Raw genomic sequence first — 16,262 nt, forward strand, 5'->3', positions numbered from 1 at the left:
CGGGCCCGCCCGGGGGGGGGGGGGCCCCCCCCCCCCCCCCCCCCCCGGCGGGGGGGCCCCCCCCCCGCCCCCGGGGGCCCCCCCCCCCCCGCCGCTCTGCCGGAACCACGCGGATTCCTGGCGGGCCCCGGCCGCGAAGCCGCGCTCCAGGGCATCCCCGGCAAGGTCACCGAGGACTCGCGGCGCCGCTGGAGATGACGAAGTGGTTCGACACCAACTACCACTATCTGGTGCCCGAGTTGGGCCCGGACACCGTCTTCACGGCCGATTTCACCAAGCAGGTCGCCGAGTTGGGCCAGGCCCTCACCCTCGCCCTCAACGCCCGCCCCGTCCTCGTGGTCCCCGTCACCTATCTCCTGCTCGCCAAGCCCGCGCCGGGCGTCGCCGCGGACTTCGACCCGCTGACGCTCCTCGACCGGCTGCTGCCCGTGTACGCCCAAGTCCTCGCCGACCTGCGCACGGCCGGCGCCGAGTGGGTGCAGCTCGACGAACCGGCCCTGGTCCAGGACCGTACGCCCGCCGAGCTGAAGGCCGCCGCGGGCGTACGGCCGGACACCCAGATCCACACCCACATGTGCTACGCCGAGTTCGGCGATATCGTCCAGGCCATCGACGACCTCGACGCCGACGTCATCAGCCTGGAGGCCGCCCGCTCCCACATGCAGGTCGCCCGCGAACTCGCCGAACACGGCTCCCCGCGCGAGGCCGGACCCGGCGTGTACGACATCCACTCCCCACGCGTAACCGGAGCGGACGAGGCGGCGGCCCTGCTGCGCAAGGGGCTTGAGGCCATCCCCGCCGAACGACTGTGGGTCAACCCCGACTGCGGCCTGAAGACCCGCGCCTGGCCCGAGACCCGCGCCTCGCTGGAGAACCTGGTCACCGCGGCCCGGACTCCGCACGGAGCTGTCCGCGTCCTGAGCCCGTACGGCGGGCCGGGAGAGCGCACGCCCGGCGCTTTCCCGGCCTGTCGACCGCCGCCGCACGTCGTGCGCACCGTCGACCCGGTGGCTCACGGCCGCCGGTACAGCGCGGGGTCGGGGTGGTTGGTGAAGCCGAGTTCGCGGTACAGCGGTTCGCCCTCGGCGGAGGCGTACAGGTCCACTCGGGCGACCTCACGTTCCCTCAACCAGTCGAGCAGGCCCCGCATGATCGAGCGGCTGTGGCCGCGCCGCCGGTACGCAGGGTCGGTGACCACGCCGATCACATGCCCGATCCGGCCGTTGCGCAGGTGCGGGCCGGGCAACCGCTGCTCGATGGTGGCGATCCCACAGGCGGCCAGGCCACGGTCGCCGTCGCCGTCGCCGTCGCCGTCGCCGTCCACCACGAGAATGCGCACGGCATCCGCGGTCAGCTGTTCCTTCAGCACCACGGCCAGGGCGTCCAGCCAGTCGTCGTCCGCCGCCGCGGGGTGGAAGAAGTGACCGCCGAGGTTCTCGAACAGCAGGGCCCGCAGACGTACGAGCTCCACCAGGTCGTACTCCACGGCCTGTCGTACGGCCGGCCCGTTCTCATTGCGTTGTCCCATGCCGACCAGACTGCTGTAATGGTCTTATGCACCTCAACCCTTACGGCGAGGACGCTGTGAACCTGGCCGCCGATCTTGCCAACCGACGCCCGGCCGGCGTCGAGGAGCTCGCGGACCGCTGCCGCGCCGCCGGGCTGGTGCTGGAGAACCCGGCCACCCCCCAGGACCTCCACCGCACCCAGGACGCGCTGGAGGCGTGGGAGAAAGTCGTCGATGCCACCGACGAACACGAACGCGCCGAACTGCTCAACCGGATGCTGGCGGCGGCCGCCGCCCACCCGCGGATGACCAACCACGCCGGCAGTGGCTGGCACCTGCACTTCCGCGACGACCGGCAGACACTCGCCTCCGTGCTGATCTCACTCATCGCCGTGGGTACCGCACTGCACCTGACCGGACGAGGCATGCACCGCCTCAGACGCTGCGCCGTGAGCGAGTGCACCACGATCTTCGCCGACACCTCCCGCACCGGACGGCAGCGGTACTGCTCCCCGCGCTGTGCCAACCGCGACGCGGTACGCCGCCACCGGGCACGCGGCGTTTGACGTGCGTCACGAGCGGCCCCTATCCCCCACGTGGCCGGTAGAGCATCCTCAGAGATGACCAAGTCCGGAGGAACGCGGCCCCAGAGCCGATCCGGTAGAGATGGAGAGACACCGTGTTCTACTACGTGCTCAAATACGTGCTTCTGGGTCCACTGTTGAGGCTGGTGTTCCGGCCCCGGATCGAGGGCCTTGAGCACATACCGGCGTCGGGCCCCGCCATCGTGGCCGGCAACCACCTCTCGTTCTCGGACCACTTCCTGATGCCCGCGATCCTGAAGCGGCGGATCACCTTCCTGGCGAAGGCCGAGTACTTCACGGGGCCCGGTATCAAGGGACGGCTGACGGCCGCCTTCTTCCGCAGCGCCGGACAGATCCCGGTGGACCGCTCCGGCAAGGACGCGGGCCAGGCCGCGATCCGCGAGGGACTGGGCGTGCTGCGCAGGGACGAACTGCTCGGCATCTACCCGGAGGGGACGCGTTCGCACGACGGGCGCCTCTACAAGGGCAAGGTCGGCGTCGCGGTCATGGCGCTGAAGGCCGGGGTTCCGGTCATCCCCTGCGCCATGATCGGCACCTTCGAGGCACAGCCGCCGGGTCAGAAGATCCCGAGCCTGCACCCCGTGGTGATCCGCTTCGGGAAGCCCCTCGACTTCTCCCGCTACGCCGGGATGGAGAACGAGAAGGCCATCCTGCGCGCCGTCACCGACGAGATCATGTACGCCATCCTCACTCTCTCCGAGCAGGAGTACGTCGACCGGTACGCGGCCGTCGTCAAGGCGGAGGAGGCGGCCGAGGCCGCGGCACAGGCTCGCAAGTTCCCGCGGATGCCTTTGAGTTGAGAGAAGCACGGCAGACAGAAGGGGCGGCCGGGGATCCGGCCGCCCCTCTGTGCGTGGGGTGTTACGGGGTCGGCGTGGCGTGCGGGGTGCACGTCACATCGGCCGCGTCCGTCTTGCCGGTGAGCAAGTAGGAGTCAACCCGGGTGTTGATGCACGGGTTGACCAGGCCGGTCACACCGTGCGAGCCCGCACCGTTCTCGGTGATCAGGCGGGAGCCCTTGAAGCGCTTGTGCAGTTCGACGGCGCCGGGGTACGGGGTGGCGGCGTCACGCGTGGACTGCACGATCAGGACGGCGGGCAGACCCTTGCCGGTCTTGACGTTCACCGGGGTCTGCTGCTTGACCGGCCAGGTCGCGCAGGGAAGGTTCATCCACGCGTTGGCCCACGTCATGAACGGGTAGCTCTTGTGGAGCTTCGTGTTGTCCTTGTCCCACTTCGACCAGCTGGTGGGCCACTTGGCGTCGGCGCACTCGACGGCCGTGTAGACGGCGTTGCCGTTCTCCGAGGCGATGTTGCCCACGGTGTCGGACATGTCGGGGGCGGCGGCGTCGACGAGCGCCTGGGTGTCACCGGCGACGTACTTGCTGAACGCCGTCGCGACCGGCACCCACGACGAGTCGTAGTAAGGGGCGCTCTGGAAGAAGGAGATCAGTTCGGCGGGGCCGACGACGCCACCGAGCGGGCTCTTCTTCGCGGTGGCCCGCAGCTTCAGCCACTGGTCCTGGACCTTGGCGCGGGTGTCGCCGAGGTGGAAGGCGGTGTCGTTCTTGGCGACCCAGTCCTCCCAGTCCTTCCAGCGGCCCTCGAAGGCGATGTCCTGCTCCAGGTTGGCCTGGTACCAGATGTTCTCCTTCGCCGGGTTGACGACACTGTCGACGACCATGCGGCGGACGTGGCCCGGGAACAGGGTGCCGTAGACGGCGCCGAGGTAGGTGCCGTAGGAGACGCCCAGGTAGTTGAGCTTCTTCTCACCGAGTCCGGCCCTGATGACGTCCAGGTCGCGGGCGGTGTTGGGCGTGGTCATCTGCGCCAGCATCGCCTTGCCGCTGCGCTTGGCGCAGCCGTCCGCGTACGCGGCGGCGAGCTTGCGCTGGGCGCGCTTGTCGGCCTCGGAGCCCGGGACCGGGTCGGCCTTGGGCGCCTTCACGAACTCCTGAGGGTCAATGCAGGAGATCGGGGCGGAGTGGCCGACACCACGCGGGTCGAAGCCCACGAAGTCGTACGCCTTCGAGGTGTTCACCCACAGAGGGGCCTTGGTGGTGACGCGGCGCGGGAAGCGCATGCCCGAACCACCGGGGCCGCCCGGGTTGTAGACGAGCGCGCCCTGGCGCTCCGCCTTGGTCCCGGTGTTCCCGATGCGGTCGACGGCGAGCTTGATCTGCTTGCCGTACGGGTGGGCGTAGTCGAGCGGGACGGACACCCAGCCGCACTGGATCGGCTTCTCGAAGCCCCAGTCCGCGGGGCAGTCCTGCCAGTTGATCCCGGCCTTCGCGGCTCGGGCGGCGGCGATCGCCGCGCCGCGGGCCTCGCGGTCCTGACCGTGACGCGAGTCGGCGGTGGCCGACGGCGCCGCGACGGCTCCGGCTATCAGGGTCGCCGTGACGAGTGCTCCGGCCGAAGCGAACGCGGTCAGGCGTCTCGTCGGTCTCTTAGCCCTCAAGTGGGACCTCCCCGTACATCGTTGCGATTGGTACGGGGATCCTTTCGGCTGTGAGGTCCCTGAGAACAGGGGTGACCGGCCTTCTTTACCATTCCGATAACCGGGGCACCAAGTCCCGTTGAGCGGAGAGTACTTGTCGATTTATCGGTCGAGTGCGCGCAAGGCCTCGTCCAGTACCCGCCGCAGTCGCAGCGCGTCCGGCGCCAGGGCGCTCACCAGGGCCGCGGGCCCGGCGAGCGGCATGAGGGCCGCGCACTCCCCCAACAGCCGCGCCTGCGGCGGCTCATGCTCGAACTCCGGTCGTACGACGACGAGTTGCCCCAGTGCCCGATGTCCTCCGAGTACCGCGGGACCGTCCCAGCCGCCGGGTGCGCCGGGGCCGCACGACAGCTCCTGGTCCAGCAGCGGCCGTCCGTCGAGCCGCAGGGTAAGACGACTGGTGAGCCGTCCGGGTTGCTCGCCGACGCGCCCGAGCACCTGCTCCTCCCGGAAGACGAGCCGGGCGCCCGACCGGAGCTCGACGCGCGAGGACACGTACAGGTCACTCCCCTGGGCGGAGATCAACTGCTCGGGCAGCCAGTACAGTTCACCCCCGCCGGACACGTCGAGCCGCACGTCGTAACGGGCCTCGCCCTTGGCCTGTCCCGGCAGGGCGATGGTCGCGGCGGCCGATCCGACGTACAGCCGGGCCCCCTCCCCCACCTCCGCCCGCACGGCGAAGCGGTCACCGCCGAGCGGCCCGCTCATCGCCCCGACGAGCATGACGCGTGCCTCGTCCCCGCTCGCCCGGGTGCGCCGCAGCGCGAGCGGCCCCTCTCCCTCCAGCACGGGCAGCGCGGTGCCGCCACGCCCGTCCGCCCGTGCCCCGATCCGTGCGGTGGCCCGCACTCCCGCTGTGGTCATGCCGTCCACGCGGCCAGTCGTTCCCGCACCCAGTCGGCGACGGCCGTCACCCCGGCCTCGGTCCGCAGCGACTGGAAGACGACGGGCAGCTCCGCCCGCTGCGCCTTGGCGTCGGCGGCCATCCGTCCCAGGTCGGACCCCACGTACGGCGCGAGGTCGGTCTTGTTGACGACGAGCAGATCGGCGGTGGTGACACCAGGGCCGCCCTTGCGCGGAATGTCGTCCCCGCCCGCCACGTCGATGACGAAGACCTGCGCGTCCACCAGCCCCTTGGAGAACGTCGCGGTGAGGTTGTCACCCCCGGACTCGACGAGGATGAGGTCCAAGGGCCCCACCTCGTCCTCCAGGTCCTCCACCGCTTCGAGGTTCGCGGAGATGTCGTCCCGGATCGCGGTGTGCGGGCACGCCCCCGTCTCCACGGCGGTGATCCGCTCCGGCGGCAGCACGGCCTCCCGCAGCAGGAACTCGGCGTCCTCCCGCGTGTAGATGTCGTTCGTGACGACCGCGAGCGACAGCTCCTCCCGCAGCGCCCGGCAGAGCGCGGCGACGGTCGCCGTCTTCCCGGACCCGACGGGCCCACCGAGCCCGATGCGCAGAGCGCGCCGCGAGCCGTCGGGCCGACGAGCGTCGGCACTGACGGCGGAGGCCCCGTCGTGGGAGTGATCGTGGTCAAGATGCATGATGCGGCTCCGAGGTGTGGTCTTTCACGCCGATACGGGGGTCTGGGGGCGGAGCCCCCAGGGAGGGGAATGGGCAGGGGCGGCGGGGGCGATCCGCCTACGACGCGAAGAGCCGTACAGCCCAAGCGGCATGCGCCTCCGCGCTGATCTCCAACAACGGCGCCGATGCCGCCGGCAACGCGTCGACCCCACCGTCGACCACGTTCCGCGCCGCGTCGGCCGCCGCACGCGCCACGACGTCCAGCTCCGGCGCGAGCCGGGCCAGCACCCCCGTGGCATCGAACGGATCAAGGCTCAGCAACCGCACGGTCGCGGTCGCCGGACCGCTGACGCTCTCGTACGCGGAGCAGTACGCGGCGTCTTCGGGACCAAGCCCCGCGGCCCGCGCCGCCAGCCCCAGTACGACCGGCTGATGCGCTCCCTTGGGAAAGGCCCGCGCCAGCGCGTCGAGTTCCCCGGACGGCCAGGTCGCCCGAGCCGCCCGCGTCAACTGCCGCCCGAGCCGCCGCGCGGCGACCCGCAGAGCCGGCGACGGCGTACGCGCGTCCGCGGCCGAGTCCAGCAGCGCCGGATCGACCCCGAGCGCGGCCGCCGCGGCCAGGGCGGCCGACACCAGCCCCGCCGTCCGCAGTCGCCCCCGGCAGAAGTCCTCCAGGCTCGCCGCCCCGCTGATCCGGCCGGCCTTGACGGCCGCCTCGGCCCCGCCGGAGTGGGCGTGCCCTCCGGCGGGGAAGCGGCCGTCGGCCAGCACGAGTAGTGCCGCGCGGGACATCAGAAGAGGAAGTAACGCTGGGCCATGGGCAGTTCGGAGGCCGGTGTGGCCTCCACCAGCTCCCCGTCGATGTGCACGGCGAAGCTGTCGGGATCGACCCGCACCCGCGGCCGGGCGTCGTTCTCCCGCATGTCGGCCTTGGTCACCCCACGCGTCGACTCGATCGCCACGAACCGCTTCCCCAGCGAGAGCCGCTCCGGCAGCCCGTCCTCGATGGCGAGCGGCGCCACGAAGTTGAACGAGTTCGAGGCCGGTGCCCGTCCGATCGCCCCGAACATCGGCCGGGGCAGGATCGGCTGCGGTGTCGGGATGGACGCGTTGGCGTCGCCCATCTGCGCGTACGCGATCTGCCCGCCCTTGATGACCAGCTGCGGCTTGACCCCGAAGAACGCGGGCTCCCACAGCACGAGGTCGGCGAGCTTGCCGGTCTCGACGGAGCCGATCTCGCGGGCGAGGCCCTGTGCGAGCGCCGGGTTGATCGTGTACTTGGCGACATAGCGACGTACGCGGTGGTTGTCCGCGCGCCCGTCACCGGGGAGGGCGCCGCGCCGCCGCTTCATCACATGGGCCGTCTGCCAGGTCCGCATGATGACCTCGCCGACCCGGCCCATCGCCTGGGCGTCGGAGGAGATGATCGAGATGGCGCCCAGGTCGTGCAGGATGTCCTCGGCCCCGATGGTGGAGGGCCGGATGCGGGACTCGGCGAAGGCCAGGTCCTCCGGGACGGCCGCGTTGAGGTGGTGGCAGACCATCAGCATGTCGAGGTGTTCCTCGGCGGTGTTGACGGTGTACGGCCGGGTCGGGTTGGTGGAGCTGGGCAGTACGTACGGCTCGGAGACCACGGTCATGATGTCCGGCGCGTGCCCGCCGCCCGCGCCCTCGGTGTGGTAGGCGTGGATGCCGCGGCCGGCGATCGCGGCGAGCGTGTCGCCGACGAACCCGGCCTCGTTCAGGGTGTCCGTGTGGATGGCGACCTGGATGCCGGTGCGGTCGGCGACGGTCAGCGCGGCGTCGATGACGGCGGGCGTGGAGCCCCAGTCCTCGTGCAGCTTGAGACCGAGCGCCCCGCCCCGGATCTGCGACAGCATCGCGTCGCGCGAGACGGTGTTGCCCTTGCCGAGCAGACCGAAGTTGAGCGGGTACTGCTCCATCGCCTCCAGCATCCGGGCGAGATGCCAGGGGCCGGGAGTGACCGTCGTCGCCTTCGAGCCCTCGGCGGGACCGGTGCCGCCGCCGACCAGCGTCGTGATGCCGGAGGCGAGCGCCTCGTCGGCGATCTGCGGACAGATCAGGTGGACGTGCGCGTCGATGGCGCCCGCGGTGACGATCCGTCCGTTGCCCGCGATGATCTCGGTCTCGGGGCCGATGACGAGGTCGGGGTGGACCCCGTCCATGGTGTCGGGGTTGCCGGCCTTGCCGATGCCGGTGATCCGGCCGTCGCGGATGCCGACGTCGGCCTTGACGATCCCCCAGTGGTCGACGATCACGACACCCGTGATGACCGTGTCCGGAGTGCCGTCTGCGCGCGTAGCGCGCGCCTGGCCCATGGATTCGCGGATGACCTTGCCGCCGCCGAAGACGGCCTCGTCACCGGCGAGCCCGGGGCCGCCGGAACGATCCTCTTCGATCTCGATCAGCAGGTCGGTGTCGGCGAGCCGGATGCGGTCGCCGGTGGTGGGGCCGAACAGGTCGGCATACGCGGCGCGCGAGAGCTCAGGCATCGAGGGCACCTCCGGTCTCCCCGCGCAGGCCGGGCACGACACGGGCGCCGGTGAGCGGAACGAGTTCGACGTCGACGGGGATCCCGGGCTCGAAGCGCACGGCGGTGCCGGCTGCGACGTTGAGCCGCTTGCCGCGCGCGGCGGCGCGGTCGAAGTCCAGACCGGGATTGGCCTCGGCGAAGTGGTAGTGGGAGCCGACCTGGACGGGCCGGTCGGCGGCGTTGAGGACGGTCATCCGGGTGACCTCGCGGCCCTCGTTGAAGGCGACGGTGCCGTCGGCGAACAGGATCTCTCCGGGAATCATGGCTCTCGCTCCCCCGTCAGACGATCGGGTCGTGGACGGTGACGAGCTTGGTGCCGTCCGGGAAGGTCGCCTCGACCTGGACGTCGTGGATCATCTCGGGGATGCCCCCCATGACGTCGTCCCGGGTGAGGATCTTGCGCCCGGAGGACATCAGCTCGGCGACCGTACGGCCGTCGCGCGCGCCTTCGAGGATGTGTGACGTGATGAGGGCGACCGCCTCGGGGTGGTTCAGTTTCAGCCCGCGGGCCCGTCGCTTCTCGGCCACGTCGGCGGCCACATGGATCAGCAGTCTCTCTTGCTCATGCGGGGTCAGTTGCACGGCGTCCCACCTCACAGTCCTCGCTCCGGACCGTGCGGGGTCCGGTGGCCGCAGCCACCAAAACCCCTGGTGGCATGGATGGGCACGCTAGTTGGCCGTCGTTTCAAGGACGTTAACCCGGCTGTGATCCACTCCTGACCGACGTGGACGTTCCTGGGCCGCCGCCGGGGCCGCCGCCCGGGACGAGGCCCTGGGCCTGACCGTATACGGCGCGATGGCCGCCTGCCCTCCGGCGCGGCCGTCACCGCCGCGCGGGGACCTACGAGGCGCCGTGCCCCCGGTGCTCGGCCGCGATGCCGAAGCGCTGGCGCTCCCGCGGGGCGGACGCGACCTCACGGACGCTGGAGAGGGAGCTGACCACCTGCTCCTCGGCGGTCTCCGGGAGTTCCTCGAGCCGCTCCAGGTCGGCGGCGGAGACCAGGGCGACGAGGGGCTTGCCGTGCCGCGTCACGACGACGCGCTCGCCTCCGTACACCACCCGGTTGATCAGATCGGCGAGCTCAGCCCTGGCTTGCGTCACCGGAATCTCGTAGGCCATGCCCACCAGCTTAGACCGGGCCCCCGGCACCCCCGCAGAGCGGACGATCTCGTTCAGCTCCACCGAAAACGATCCGTTCGCACGATCGGTCGACCGTCTCCACCGGCGGCGTACAGGGGTTTCGCTGTCAGCCGAGCCACCTTCCCGGGTTCCGTACGTCCTGTACATTTTTTACAGAATCCCTCAGAGGAGGCGCGTGCCATGAATGAACCGTCCGCCCGTCATGTCCTGCCCGAGTTCACCGAGCGGACGAGCATGGGGCACCGGACCCTGGATCCGTACTCGAAGCTGCTCGACGAGCGGATCGTGTTCCTCGGGACGCCGATCGACGACATCTCGGCGAACGACGTGATGGCGCAGTTCATGCACCTCGAATACCTGGCGCCGGACCAGGACATCGCCCTGTACATCAACTCCCCCGGCGGCTCGTTCAGCGCGATGACGGCGATCTACGACACGATGCAGTTCGTCAGCTGCGACGTGGAGACCACCTGTCTGGGGCAGGCCGCGTCGGCCGCCGCCGTACTGCTGGCCGGCGGCGCGCCCGGCAAGCGGTTCGCGCTGCCGGGGGCCCGGGTGCTGATCCACCAGCCGTCACTTCCCGGGCCGGTACAGGGACAGGCGAGCGATCTGGCCCTCCAGGCCGAGGAGTTGATGCGCACTCGGAGGCTGCTGGAGGACATGCTCGTACGGCACACGGGGCAGAGTCCTGAACAGGTCGCCGCCGACATCGAGCGGGACAAGATCCTGGACGCACAGGCCGCGTTGGCGTACGGACTGGTGGACGGGATCATCCCCAGCCGCAAGACCTCGCGCACCGCGCCCGGTGCGAGGAACGCCACACCCGACGCGAGGTGATCCGCCGATGGTGCCCGAACTGCCCCCGCTGCCCGCGCTGACGCGAGCCGAGGCCGAGTTGATCGACCGTTACCTCGACGTGGTCGACCTGCTCGGCCGTATCAACCCGGCCAGGCCCGGCGACACCTATCGTGGGCTGCGCGCCGCCCAGGCGCTGGTCGCCAAGGCCACCGAGCTGCGGGACGCCCTCGCGCTGATGCACCAGCGCGGCGAGAGCGAGGTGCACGCGCCGACGCTGGCGCAGGCCCTGCGCGTCCTCGACGGTGAGCGGCGGGCGGCCCGCGTCACCCTGCCGCCCGACGCCGACAACTGACGCATCCACACCCCGGGCCGCCATGCGTGCCGAGTCGGCGAGGCGTCCGGCCCGGGGTTCAAACGGACCAGATGGAGTACCCCCTGATGGAGTAGTCACAGGTCCCTTCGAGGAACCCGAAAAGTTGCGCAACGCGCGTAGCGCAAAGGCGGAATGAGACGCTCCGGTGCAGGTACGAGCGTCGTCGGTGTCCCCAACATCGCCCGAACAGAGGGTCGTCCACCCGAACGGGTGAGTGGTGAGTAACCCCACAAATCGCCGCTTCCGCTCGGATTTTCGGACTGCCATGCGTGAAGATCCCTTCCGACGACAAGCCCCCGCCACAGCGGCGGGGCGGTCCGGGCGGACGCCGAGTCCTGCCGCTGCCTGGATGACCGGTCGACAGAAGTGCATCGGCAGGAGTGGAGGACCCAGCAAGACGGGTCGCCGGAGAGATCCGGGCGGTCCTTGGGGTGAAGCCGCGCAAGCGGCCGGGCTACTTCGCCAGCCCGAATCCGACAGGTCATCCTTCACAGGCGGCTGACGAAGGGTTGCGCATGACTGCGCTCAATCGTGTCCCGTCGCTGTGGACCCGGGCCGGTACGGCCTCGGCGCTCACCTTGGCCGCCGTGGGCGGCAGCCTTGTGGTTCCTGGCGTCGCATCCGACGCCGAAGCGGCCACACTGGCGACGAAGGCACTTCAGGTCGCGGCTTCCAAGAAAGGCTCTCCGTACCAGTACGGTGCCGCCGGGCCACGCCGCTTCGACTGCTCCGGGCTCACGCTCTACTCGTACAAGAAGGCGGGCAAGACGCTGCCTCGTACGGCCGCGGCGCAGTACAACAAGACGCACCACATCTCCGCGTCCCACCGCAAGGCCGGAGACCTGGTGTTCTTCCACTCGGGCCGGAACGTGTACCACGTCGGCATCTACGCCGGGAAGGGAAAGATCTGGCACTCCCCGAAGACCGGGGAGGTCGTGAAGCTGCAGAAGATCTGGACGAAGAGCGTCTGGTACGGCCGGGTCAGCTGACCTGCCCGAGGGGGTGCCGCCGGCCGGCGCCCCCTCGGGACCCCACCCAGGGGCGTGAAAAGTGGACGGACCGGTTACTCGTTCAGCATGGCTGAACGACCTCCCTCCGAGGAACGGAACGAGACGCCCCTCGAGCGTGCCGATCGCAACTTCGGCGAACTGCTCCAGGAGCTGCGCGTCACGCAGACCGGTGTGCAGATCCTCTTCGCGTTCCTGCTGACACTGGCGTTCACCCCGCGCTTCCCGTCCCTCGACACGGTGCAGCGCGCCACGTACGTCACCACGCTCCTGCTGGCCGTGGTGGCGGCCGCGCTCTTCATGGCGCCGGCCGCGCTGCACAGGGCACTGTTCCGGCAGGGCGCGAAGCCGACCATCGTGCGGGTCTCCTCCGTCCTGGCCACGATCGGGATGGGCGTGCTCATGCTGGCGCTGACGGGATCGGTGCTGCTCGCCGTGGACGTGGCGCTGGGACGCGCCGCCGGGATCGCCTCGGGCGCGGGCACGCTGCTCGTCTGTGGGACGCTGTGGGGCCTCCTGCCCCGTCTCGTGCAGCGTGCCGTCGTCGGCGCGGCAACGGCTCCGGAAGAAGCTCCGGACCGAGAACCCTGAGCGCGCTCCCCGTGACCGCCTCCGCGGCGCGGGCTGCGCAGCCGCCCAGGTGATCGGCGCCTTCGGGGTGAGCGCGTGGGTGACGAACCCCCGCCGCAGCGGGTGCGCGCCGGCCGCCGCCACCGGCTCGGTCTCGCTCCCGCTCTCCCGGGCCCTGCCCAGCGACCGCGGCGTGCGCAACAGTGCCGGCACGGCCGTGCACACCACGGCGACCCCGGTGAAGGCGATGAGCTGCGTGCCGATGCCTCCAGGCTGCCCCGACGAGGCCTTCGGCCCTGGTCGCCGTCGCCGAGGCGGGCTCGATCACCCGGGCCACCGAGCGTCTCGGCTACACGCCCGCGCTCTTCCAGCGGCCGGCGAGGCGGGAGCGGGAGGCCCCTGCCGCCGGTGCCGACCGGTTCCCGGTCCGGTGGACGACGGAGATCGTACGGCGCGGAGCTCACGGTTTCGGCAACCGGAGTCGCCGCCGTCCTGGCCATCATCTGATCAGCGGCTGTCCGGCCAGTTCGGCCGACGGGAGCCGCGAGGCCCGTCAGTTCGTGCCCGCCTCCCGCTTCCGGGCACTGCCGCGCGGCGCCTTCGGAGGCGCCGGGCAGCACAGACACGACAACTGAGCCGCTCCTCAGGGCTCTTGTGGGCCGCCGGCCGTCACCGGCTGGGCCGGCACCGTCCAGGGCAGCTCGATGGCGACCGTCTTGCCGCCCTCGCGGGTGGGCCTGACGACCAGTCTGCCGCCGCATTCGGCGGTCAGCCAGCGGATGATCACCATGCCGCGCCCGTTGTCCTGCTGGACGGCGGCCGGCAGGCGTTTCGGAAAGCGCGGATGGCTGTCGGTGACGCCGATCCGCAGGTGTTCGTCCCGGTCGAGCCGGACGTCCACCGTGAAGGTGGGCGACTGTCCGAATGTGTGCTGGACGGCGTTGGTGGCTAGTTCTGACACGATCAGGCGTACGGTGTCCGCGACTTCGGCGTCGCACGGCAGGCCCCATTCGGCCAGCACATCGGCGACGAAATTCCGGGCCGCGCAGACCGAGGCGGGATCGCTCGGCAGAGTGACGGATGCTTCCTGGTGATCTGCCATGGCGACGTCGTCCCTTTCCCACGGGACCGGAGTCCGACACGGAGCGGATGGTTCGAGTACGGTCCCGGACTGGTGCTTCGCGCCAGACTGCCATCACTGGACCGGTCACGGGTGCGATCCACCGAGATATGCATATATCTGTCGCTCGATGCGGTGAACTCTGCGATGGCGGAGCGTATTTGGGCGGCCCGGAAGGAGTAAGGAGTACGGCCATGCAGCACGGTCCCGCGGTGCGACGCCGCAAGCTCGGTGCCGAACTGCGCGCGCTGCGCGCCGGTGTGGGTCTCACCAGTGGTGAGGCGGCCCGTCTCGTCGGCTGGCACCAGTCGAAGGTGAGCCGGATCGAGACCGGTATCAGTGGGGTGAAACCGGCCGACGTGGAGCGCCTGTTGGACGCCTACGCCGTCAGGGACCCCGAGTTACGGGAGCTCCTTGTCGGCCTCGCGGGCTCCGAGGGCAACGGGCGCCACCACTGGTGGCACGCCTACCGCGGGGTCCTGCCGCCCACGTACCGCGACTTCATCAGTCTGGAGTCCCAGGCCAGCGGTATGCGCACGCTGGAGACCTCGGTGGTACCCGGACTGCTCCAAACACCCGAGTACGCACGGGAGGTGACCCGGGTCGCCGTCGGCGGCCTGGCGGACGACAAGCTCGACGCGCTCGTCGAGGTGCGCCTCGCCCGGCAGGACGTCCTGCGTTCGAGTCCGCCGCTGGAACTGACCGCGGTCCTGGACGAGGCCGTGTTAAAACGCGAGGTCGGCGGCCCGGAGGTGATGGCTCGGCAACTGGAGCGGCTGCGGGAGGCGGCCACCCTGCCTCAAGTGCGGCTTCAGGTCCTGCCGTTCGCCGCGGGGGCCCACATCGGCGTCACCGGGCCTTTCGTTATCTTCTCATTTCCGAACACAACTGATCTGGATGTGGTTGTTCTCGACCACTTGACGAGTAGCCTCTACCTCGAGCGGAAAGAAGACCTTCAGGCCTACACCGAGGCCTTCAACGCCCTTCAGTTCCACGCCCTTTCGCCCCAGGACTCGTTGGACTACATCGCCGGGATAGGTGACGGCGCGTAAGGAGGCACCCCCCATGACTGCACTGCCTCGGTACGTACGTTCCAGTACTTCACTCCGCGAGGTGCGATGGCTGCGCAGCAGCCGCAGTACGGGAATGAACAACTGCGTCGAGACGGCCCGACCCGGCCCAGGACCCTGGGCCGGACTGGTCGCGGTGCGCGATTCCAAGAACAAGGCGGGCCCCGCCCTGCTCTTCACTCCCGCCAGTTGGGAGGGCTTTGTCGCCGGACTGAGCTGATCACCCCGACGGCGTGCTCGATCTGCGCGTCGGTGAGGTCCGCGCGGGCGGTCAGCCGCAGCCGTGAGATGCCGTCCGGCACGGACGGGGGGCGGAAGCAACCGACGGCGAGTCCCGCTTCCCGGCAGTCGGCGGCCCACCGCACGGCCTGTTCGGGGGACGGCGCGCGCACGGAGACCACGGCGGCGTCCGGTCGCACGGCTTCCAGGCCCTCGGCGGTCAGCCGGGTGTGCAGCGCCGTCGCCACTTCACGGGCCTGGGCGGCGCGCTCCGGCTCACGGCGCAGCAGCCTGAGCGCCGCGAGGGCCGCGCCCGCCGCCGCGGGTGCGAGACCGGTGTCGAAGATGAAGGTACGCGCCGCGTTGACCAGGTGGTCGATGACCGGAGCGGGGCCGAGGACGGCGCCGCCCTGGCTGCCGAACGACTTGGAGAGCGTGGCGGTCACGACCACGTCCGGGGCGCCCGCGAGCCCCTCGGCCTGCGGGGCGCCCCGGCCGCCGTCGCCCAGGACGCCCAGCCCGTGCGCGTCGTCGACGAGCAGCGCCGCGCCGTGCTCGCGGCAGGCGGTGGCGAGTTCGGCCAGCGGGGCCGCGTCGCCGTCCACCGAGAAGACGGTGTCGGACACGGCGACGGCGGGACCCTCGTGTGTGCCCAGCGCCTTGCGCACGGCGTCGGGGTCGGCGTGCGCCACGACCTGGGTCGCACCCCGGGCGAGCCGGCAGCCGTCGATGAGGGAGGCGTGGTTGCCCGCGTCCGAGACGACCAGCGAGCCGTGCGGCGCGAGCGCGGTCACAGCGGCGAGGTTGGCCGCGTAGCCGGAGGAGAAGACGAGCGCGGACTCGAAGCCGCAGAAGTCCGCGAGCTCGCGTTCGAGTTCCCCGTGAAGTTCGGTCGTGCCGGAGACGAGCCGCGAGCCGGTCGCGCCGGCGCCCCACCGGCGCGCGGCCTCCGCGGCGGCCGCCGTGATCTCGGGGTGGCGCGCCAGTCCGAGATAGTCGTTGCTCGCCAGATCGAGAAGGGGTGAGTCGGCGGCGCGGGGGCGCAGGGTGCGGACGAGTCCGGCCTGCCGGCGCTGGTACGCCTGCTCGTCGATCCACGCGAACGGCGATCCGGCCATGCTGGTGCCTCCGGGCCCTGGGAGTGGTCGTGAGGGGGTCATGATGGTGGTCGTTTTGTAGGCAGTGCACAGACCCTAGCGGGGCGACGCGGCGCCCATGATGTGGCAATACCCACACGTCGAACCGTCTCTGTTGTGCAAACTCTCCTTGGCCGCA

General features: G+C 70.8%; 19 protein-coding genes, 2 pseudogenes and 1 riboswitch. Of the genes and pseudogenes, 10 read left to right on the forward strand and 11 right to left on the reverse strand.

Annotated elements, in window-relative coordinates; all coding sequences use genetic code 11:
• Nucleotides 1-113: 113 nt before the first annotated feature.
• Nucleotides 114-893, forward strand: a pseudogene (locus tag ACIQTP_RS28365) (hypothetical protein); the annotation flags it as partial.
• 119 nt (nucleotides 894-1,012) lie between these two features.
• Here the strand turns inward: ACIQTP_RS28365 and ACIQTP_RS28370 are convergent.
• Nucleotides 1,013-1,528, reverse strand: a complete 516-nt coding sequence (locus ACIQTP_RS28370) for a GNAT family N-acetyltransferase (RefSeq protein ID WP_403404782.1) — start codon at nucleotides 1,526-1,528, stop codon at nucleotides 1,013-1,015.
• Nucleotides 1,529-1,554: 26 nt separating this feature from the next.
• Here ACIQTP_RS28370 and ACIQTP_RS28375 point away from each other — a divergent pair, with 26 nt between their 5' ends.
• A complete protein-coding gene (locus tag ACIQTP_RS28375) occupies nucleotides 1,555-2,073 on the forward strand; it encodes a CGNR zinc finger domain-containing protein (protein ID WP_403404785.1) in 519 nt (172 codons plus the stop codon).
• Nucleotides 2,074-2,186: 113 nt separating this feature from the next.
• Complete coding sequence (locus ACIQTP_RS28380) at nucleotides 2,187-2,912, forward strand: lysophospholipid acyltransferase family protein (RefSeq protein WP_403404788.1); 726 nt, start codon at nucleotides 2,187-2,189, stop codon at nucleotides 2,910-2,912.
• Nucleotides 2,913-2,973: 61 nt separating this feature from the next.
• Here the strand turns inward: ACIQTP_RS28380 and ACIQTP_RS28385 are convergent, their stop codons facing one another.
• The 8 genes from ACIQTP_RS28385 to ACIQTP_RS28420 all read right to left on the reverse strand — a co-directional run bounded on the left by ACIQTP_RS28385 (nucleotide 2,974) and on the right by ACIQTP_RS28420 (nucleotide 9,809).
• Nucleotides 2,974-4,572 carry an alpha/beta hydrolase gene (locus tag ACIQTP_RS28385; RefSeq protein WP_402049240.1) on the reverse strand — a complete coding sequence of 533 codons (1,599 nt, stop codon included), beginning with the start codon at nucleotides 4,570-4,572 and terminating at the stop codon, nucleotides 2,974-2,976.
• 141 nt (nucleotides 4,573-4,713) lie between these two features.
• Entirely contained in the window at nucleotides 4,714-5,475 is a 762-nt protein-coding gene (locus tag ACIQTP_RS28390; RefSeq protein ID WP_403404790.1) for an urease accessory protein UreD, read from the reverse strand.
• Complete coding sequence (gene ureG, locus ACIQTP_RS28395; RefSeq protein WP_403404793.1) at nucleotides 5,472-6,155, reverse strand: urease accessory protein UreG; 684 nt, start codon at nucleotides 6,153-6,155, stop codon at nucleotides 5,472-5,474. The genes ACIQTP_RS28390 and ureG overlap by 4 nt, the downstream gene beginning before the upstream one ends.
• Nucleotides 6,156-6,252: 97 nt before the next feature.
• Entirely contained in the window at nucleotides 6,253-6,927 is a 675-nt protein-coding gene (locus ACIQTP_RS28400) for an urease accessory protein UreF (RefSeq protein ID WP_403404796.1), read from the reverse strand.
• Nucleotides 6,927-8,648 carry an urease subunit alpha gene (locus ACIQTP_RS28405; RefSeq protein WP_403404799.1) on the reverse strand — a complete coding sequence of 574 codons (1,722 nt, stop codon included), beginning with the start codon at nucleotides 8,646-8,648 and terminating at the stop codon, nucleotides 6,927-6,929. Before ACIQTP_RS28405 ends, ACIQTP_RS28400 begins: the two co-directional genes overlap by 1 nt.
• Complete coding sequence (locus ACIQTP_RS28410; protein ID WP_403404802.1) at nucleotides 8,641-8,952, reverse strand: urease subunit beta; 312 nt, start codon at nucleotides 8,950-8,952, stop codon at nucleotides 8,641-8,643. Before ACIQTP_RS28410 ends, ACIQTP_RS28405 begins: the two co-directional genes overlap by 8 nt.
• A 16-nt stretch (nucleotides 8,953-8,968) precedes the next feature.
• Nucleotides 8,969-9,271 (reverse strand): urease subunit gamma, encoded by a 303-nt coding sequence (locus ACIQTP_RS28415; RefSeq protein WP_402049255.1) that lies wholly within the window; start codon nucleotides 9,269-9,271, stop codon nucleotides 8,969-8,971.
• Between the two features lie 259 nt (nucleotides 9,272-9,530).
• Entirely contained in the window at nucleotides 9,531-9,809 is a 279-nt protein-coding gene (locus tag ACIQTP_RS28420; RefSeq protein WP_402049258.1) for a type II toxin-antitoxin system Phd/YefM family antitoxin, read from the reverse strand.
• Between the two features lie 201 nt (nucleotides 9,810-10,010).
• Here ACIQTP_RS28420 and ACIQTP_RS28425 point away from each other — a divergent pair, with 201 nt between their 5' ends.
• The 5 genes and pseudogenes from ACIQTP_RS28425 to ACIQTP_RS28445 all read left to right on the forward strand — a co-directional run.
• Complete coding sequence (locus ACIQTP_RS28425; RefSeq protein WP_402049261.1) at nucleotides 10,011-10,667, forward strand: ATP-dependent Clp protease proteolytic subunit; 657 nt, start codon at nucleotides 10,011-10,013, stop codon at nucleotides 10,665-10,667.
• Between the two features lie 7 nt (nucleotides 10,668-10,674).
• Nucleotides 10,675-10,980: a hypothetical protein gene (locus ACIQTP_RS28430; RefSeq protein ID WP_054228981.1), complete on the forward strand. Its 306-nt coding sequence runs from the start codon at nucleotides 10,675-10,677 to the stop codon at nucleotides 10,978-10,980.
• 347 nt (nucleotides 10,981-11,327) lie between these two features.
• Nucleotides 11,328-11,513, forward strand: a riboswitch (cyclic di-AMP (ydaO/yuaA leader).
• A gap of 3 nt (nucleotides 11,514-11,516) precedes the next feature.
• Nucleotides 11,517-11,990 carry a C40 family peptidase gene (locus ACIQTP_RS28435; protein ID WP_054228982.1) on the forward strand — a complete coding sequence of 158 codons (474 nt, stop codon included), beginning with the start codon at nucleotides 11,517-11,519 and terminating at the stop codon, nucleotides 11,988-11,990.
• Between the two features lie 87 nt (nucleotides 11,991-12,077).
• The gene (locus tag ACIQTP_RS28440; protein ID WP_403404808.1) at nucleotides 12,078-12,599 is read left to right on the forward strand and encodes a DUF6328 family protein; all 522 of its coding nucleotides are present in this window, start codon (nucleotides 12,078-12,080) and stop codon (nucleotides 12,597-12,599) included.
• Between the two features lie 275 nt (nucleotides 12,600-12,874).
• A pseudogene (locus ACIQTP_RS28445) lies at nucleotides 12,875-12,985 on the forward strand (LysR family transcriptional regulator); the annotation flags it as partial.
• Nucleotides 12,986-13,221: 236 nt separating this feature from the next.
• On the opposite strand, the gene ACIQTP_RS28450 reads toward ACIQTP_RS28445, so the two are convergent.
• Nucleotides 13,222-13,680, reverse strand: coding sequence for an ATP-binding protein (locus ACIQTP_RS28450; protein WP_385371059.1), 459 nt, complete (start codon nucleotides 13,678-13,680; stop codon nucleotides 13,222-13,224).
• Between the two features lie 212 nt (nucleotides 13,681-13,892).
• Between ACIQTP_RS28450 and ACIQTP_RS28455 the strand changes: the two genes are divergently transcribed.
• Nucleotides 13,893-14,750, forward strand: a complete 858-nt coding sequence (locus ACIQTP_RS28455; protein ID WP_403404811.1) for a helix-turn-helix domain-containing protein — start codon at nucleotides 13,893-13,895, stop codon at nucleotides 14,748-14,750.
• Nucleotides 14,751-14,763: 13 nt separating this feature from the next.
• Nucleotides 14,764-14,988, forward strand: a complete 225-nt coding sequence (locus ACIQTP_RS28460; protein ID WP_101407852.1) for a DUF397 domain-containing protein — start codon at nucleotides 14,764-14,766, stop codon at nucleotides 14,986-14,988.
• On the opposite strand, the gene ACIQTP_RS28465 is transcribed toward ACIQTP_RS28460, so the two are convergent.
• A complete protein-coding gene (locus tag ACIQTP_RS28465; RefSeq protein ID WP_403404814.1) occupies nucleotides 14,945-16,105 on the reverse strand; it encodes an 8-amino-7-oxononanoate synthase in 1,161 nt (386 codons plus the stop codon). The two genes, ACIQTP_RS28460 and ACIQTP_RS28465, sit on opposite strands and share 44 nt — an antisense overlap.
• Nucleotides 16,106-16,262: the final 157 nt, after the last annotated feature.

Source organism: Streptomyces sp. NPDC090798, from assembly GCF_044768965.1.
Classification (GTDB): domain Bacteria; phylum Actinomycetota; class Actinomycetes; order Streptomycetales; family Streptomycetaceae; genus Streptomyces.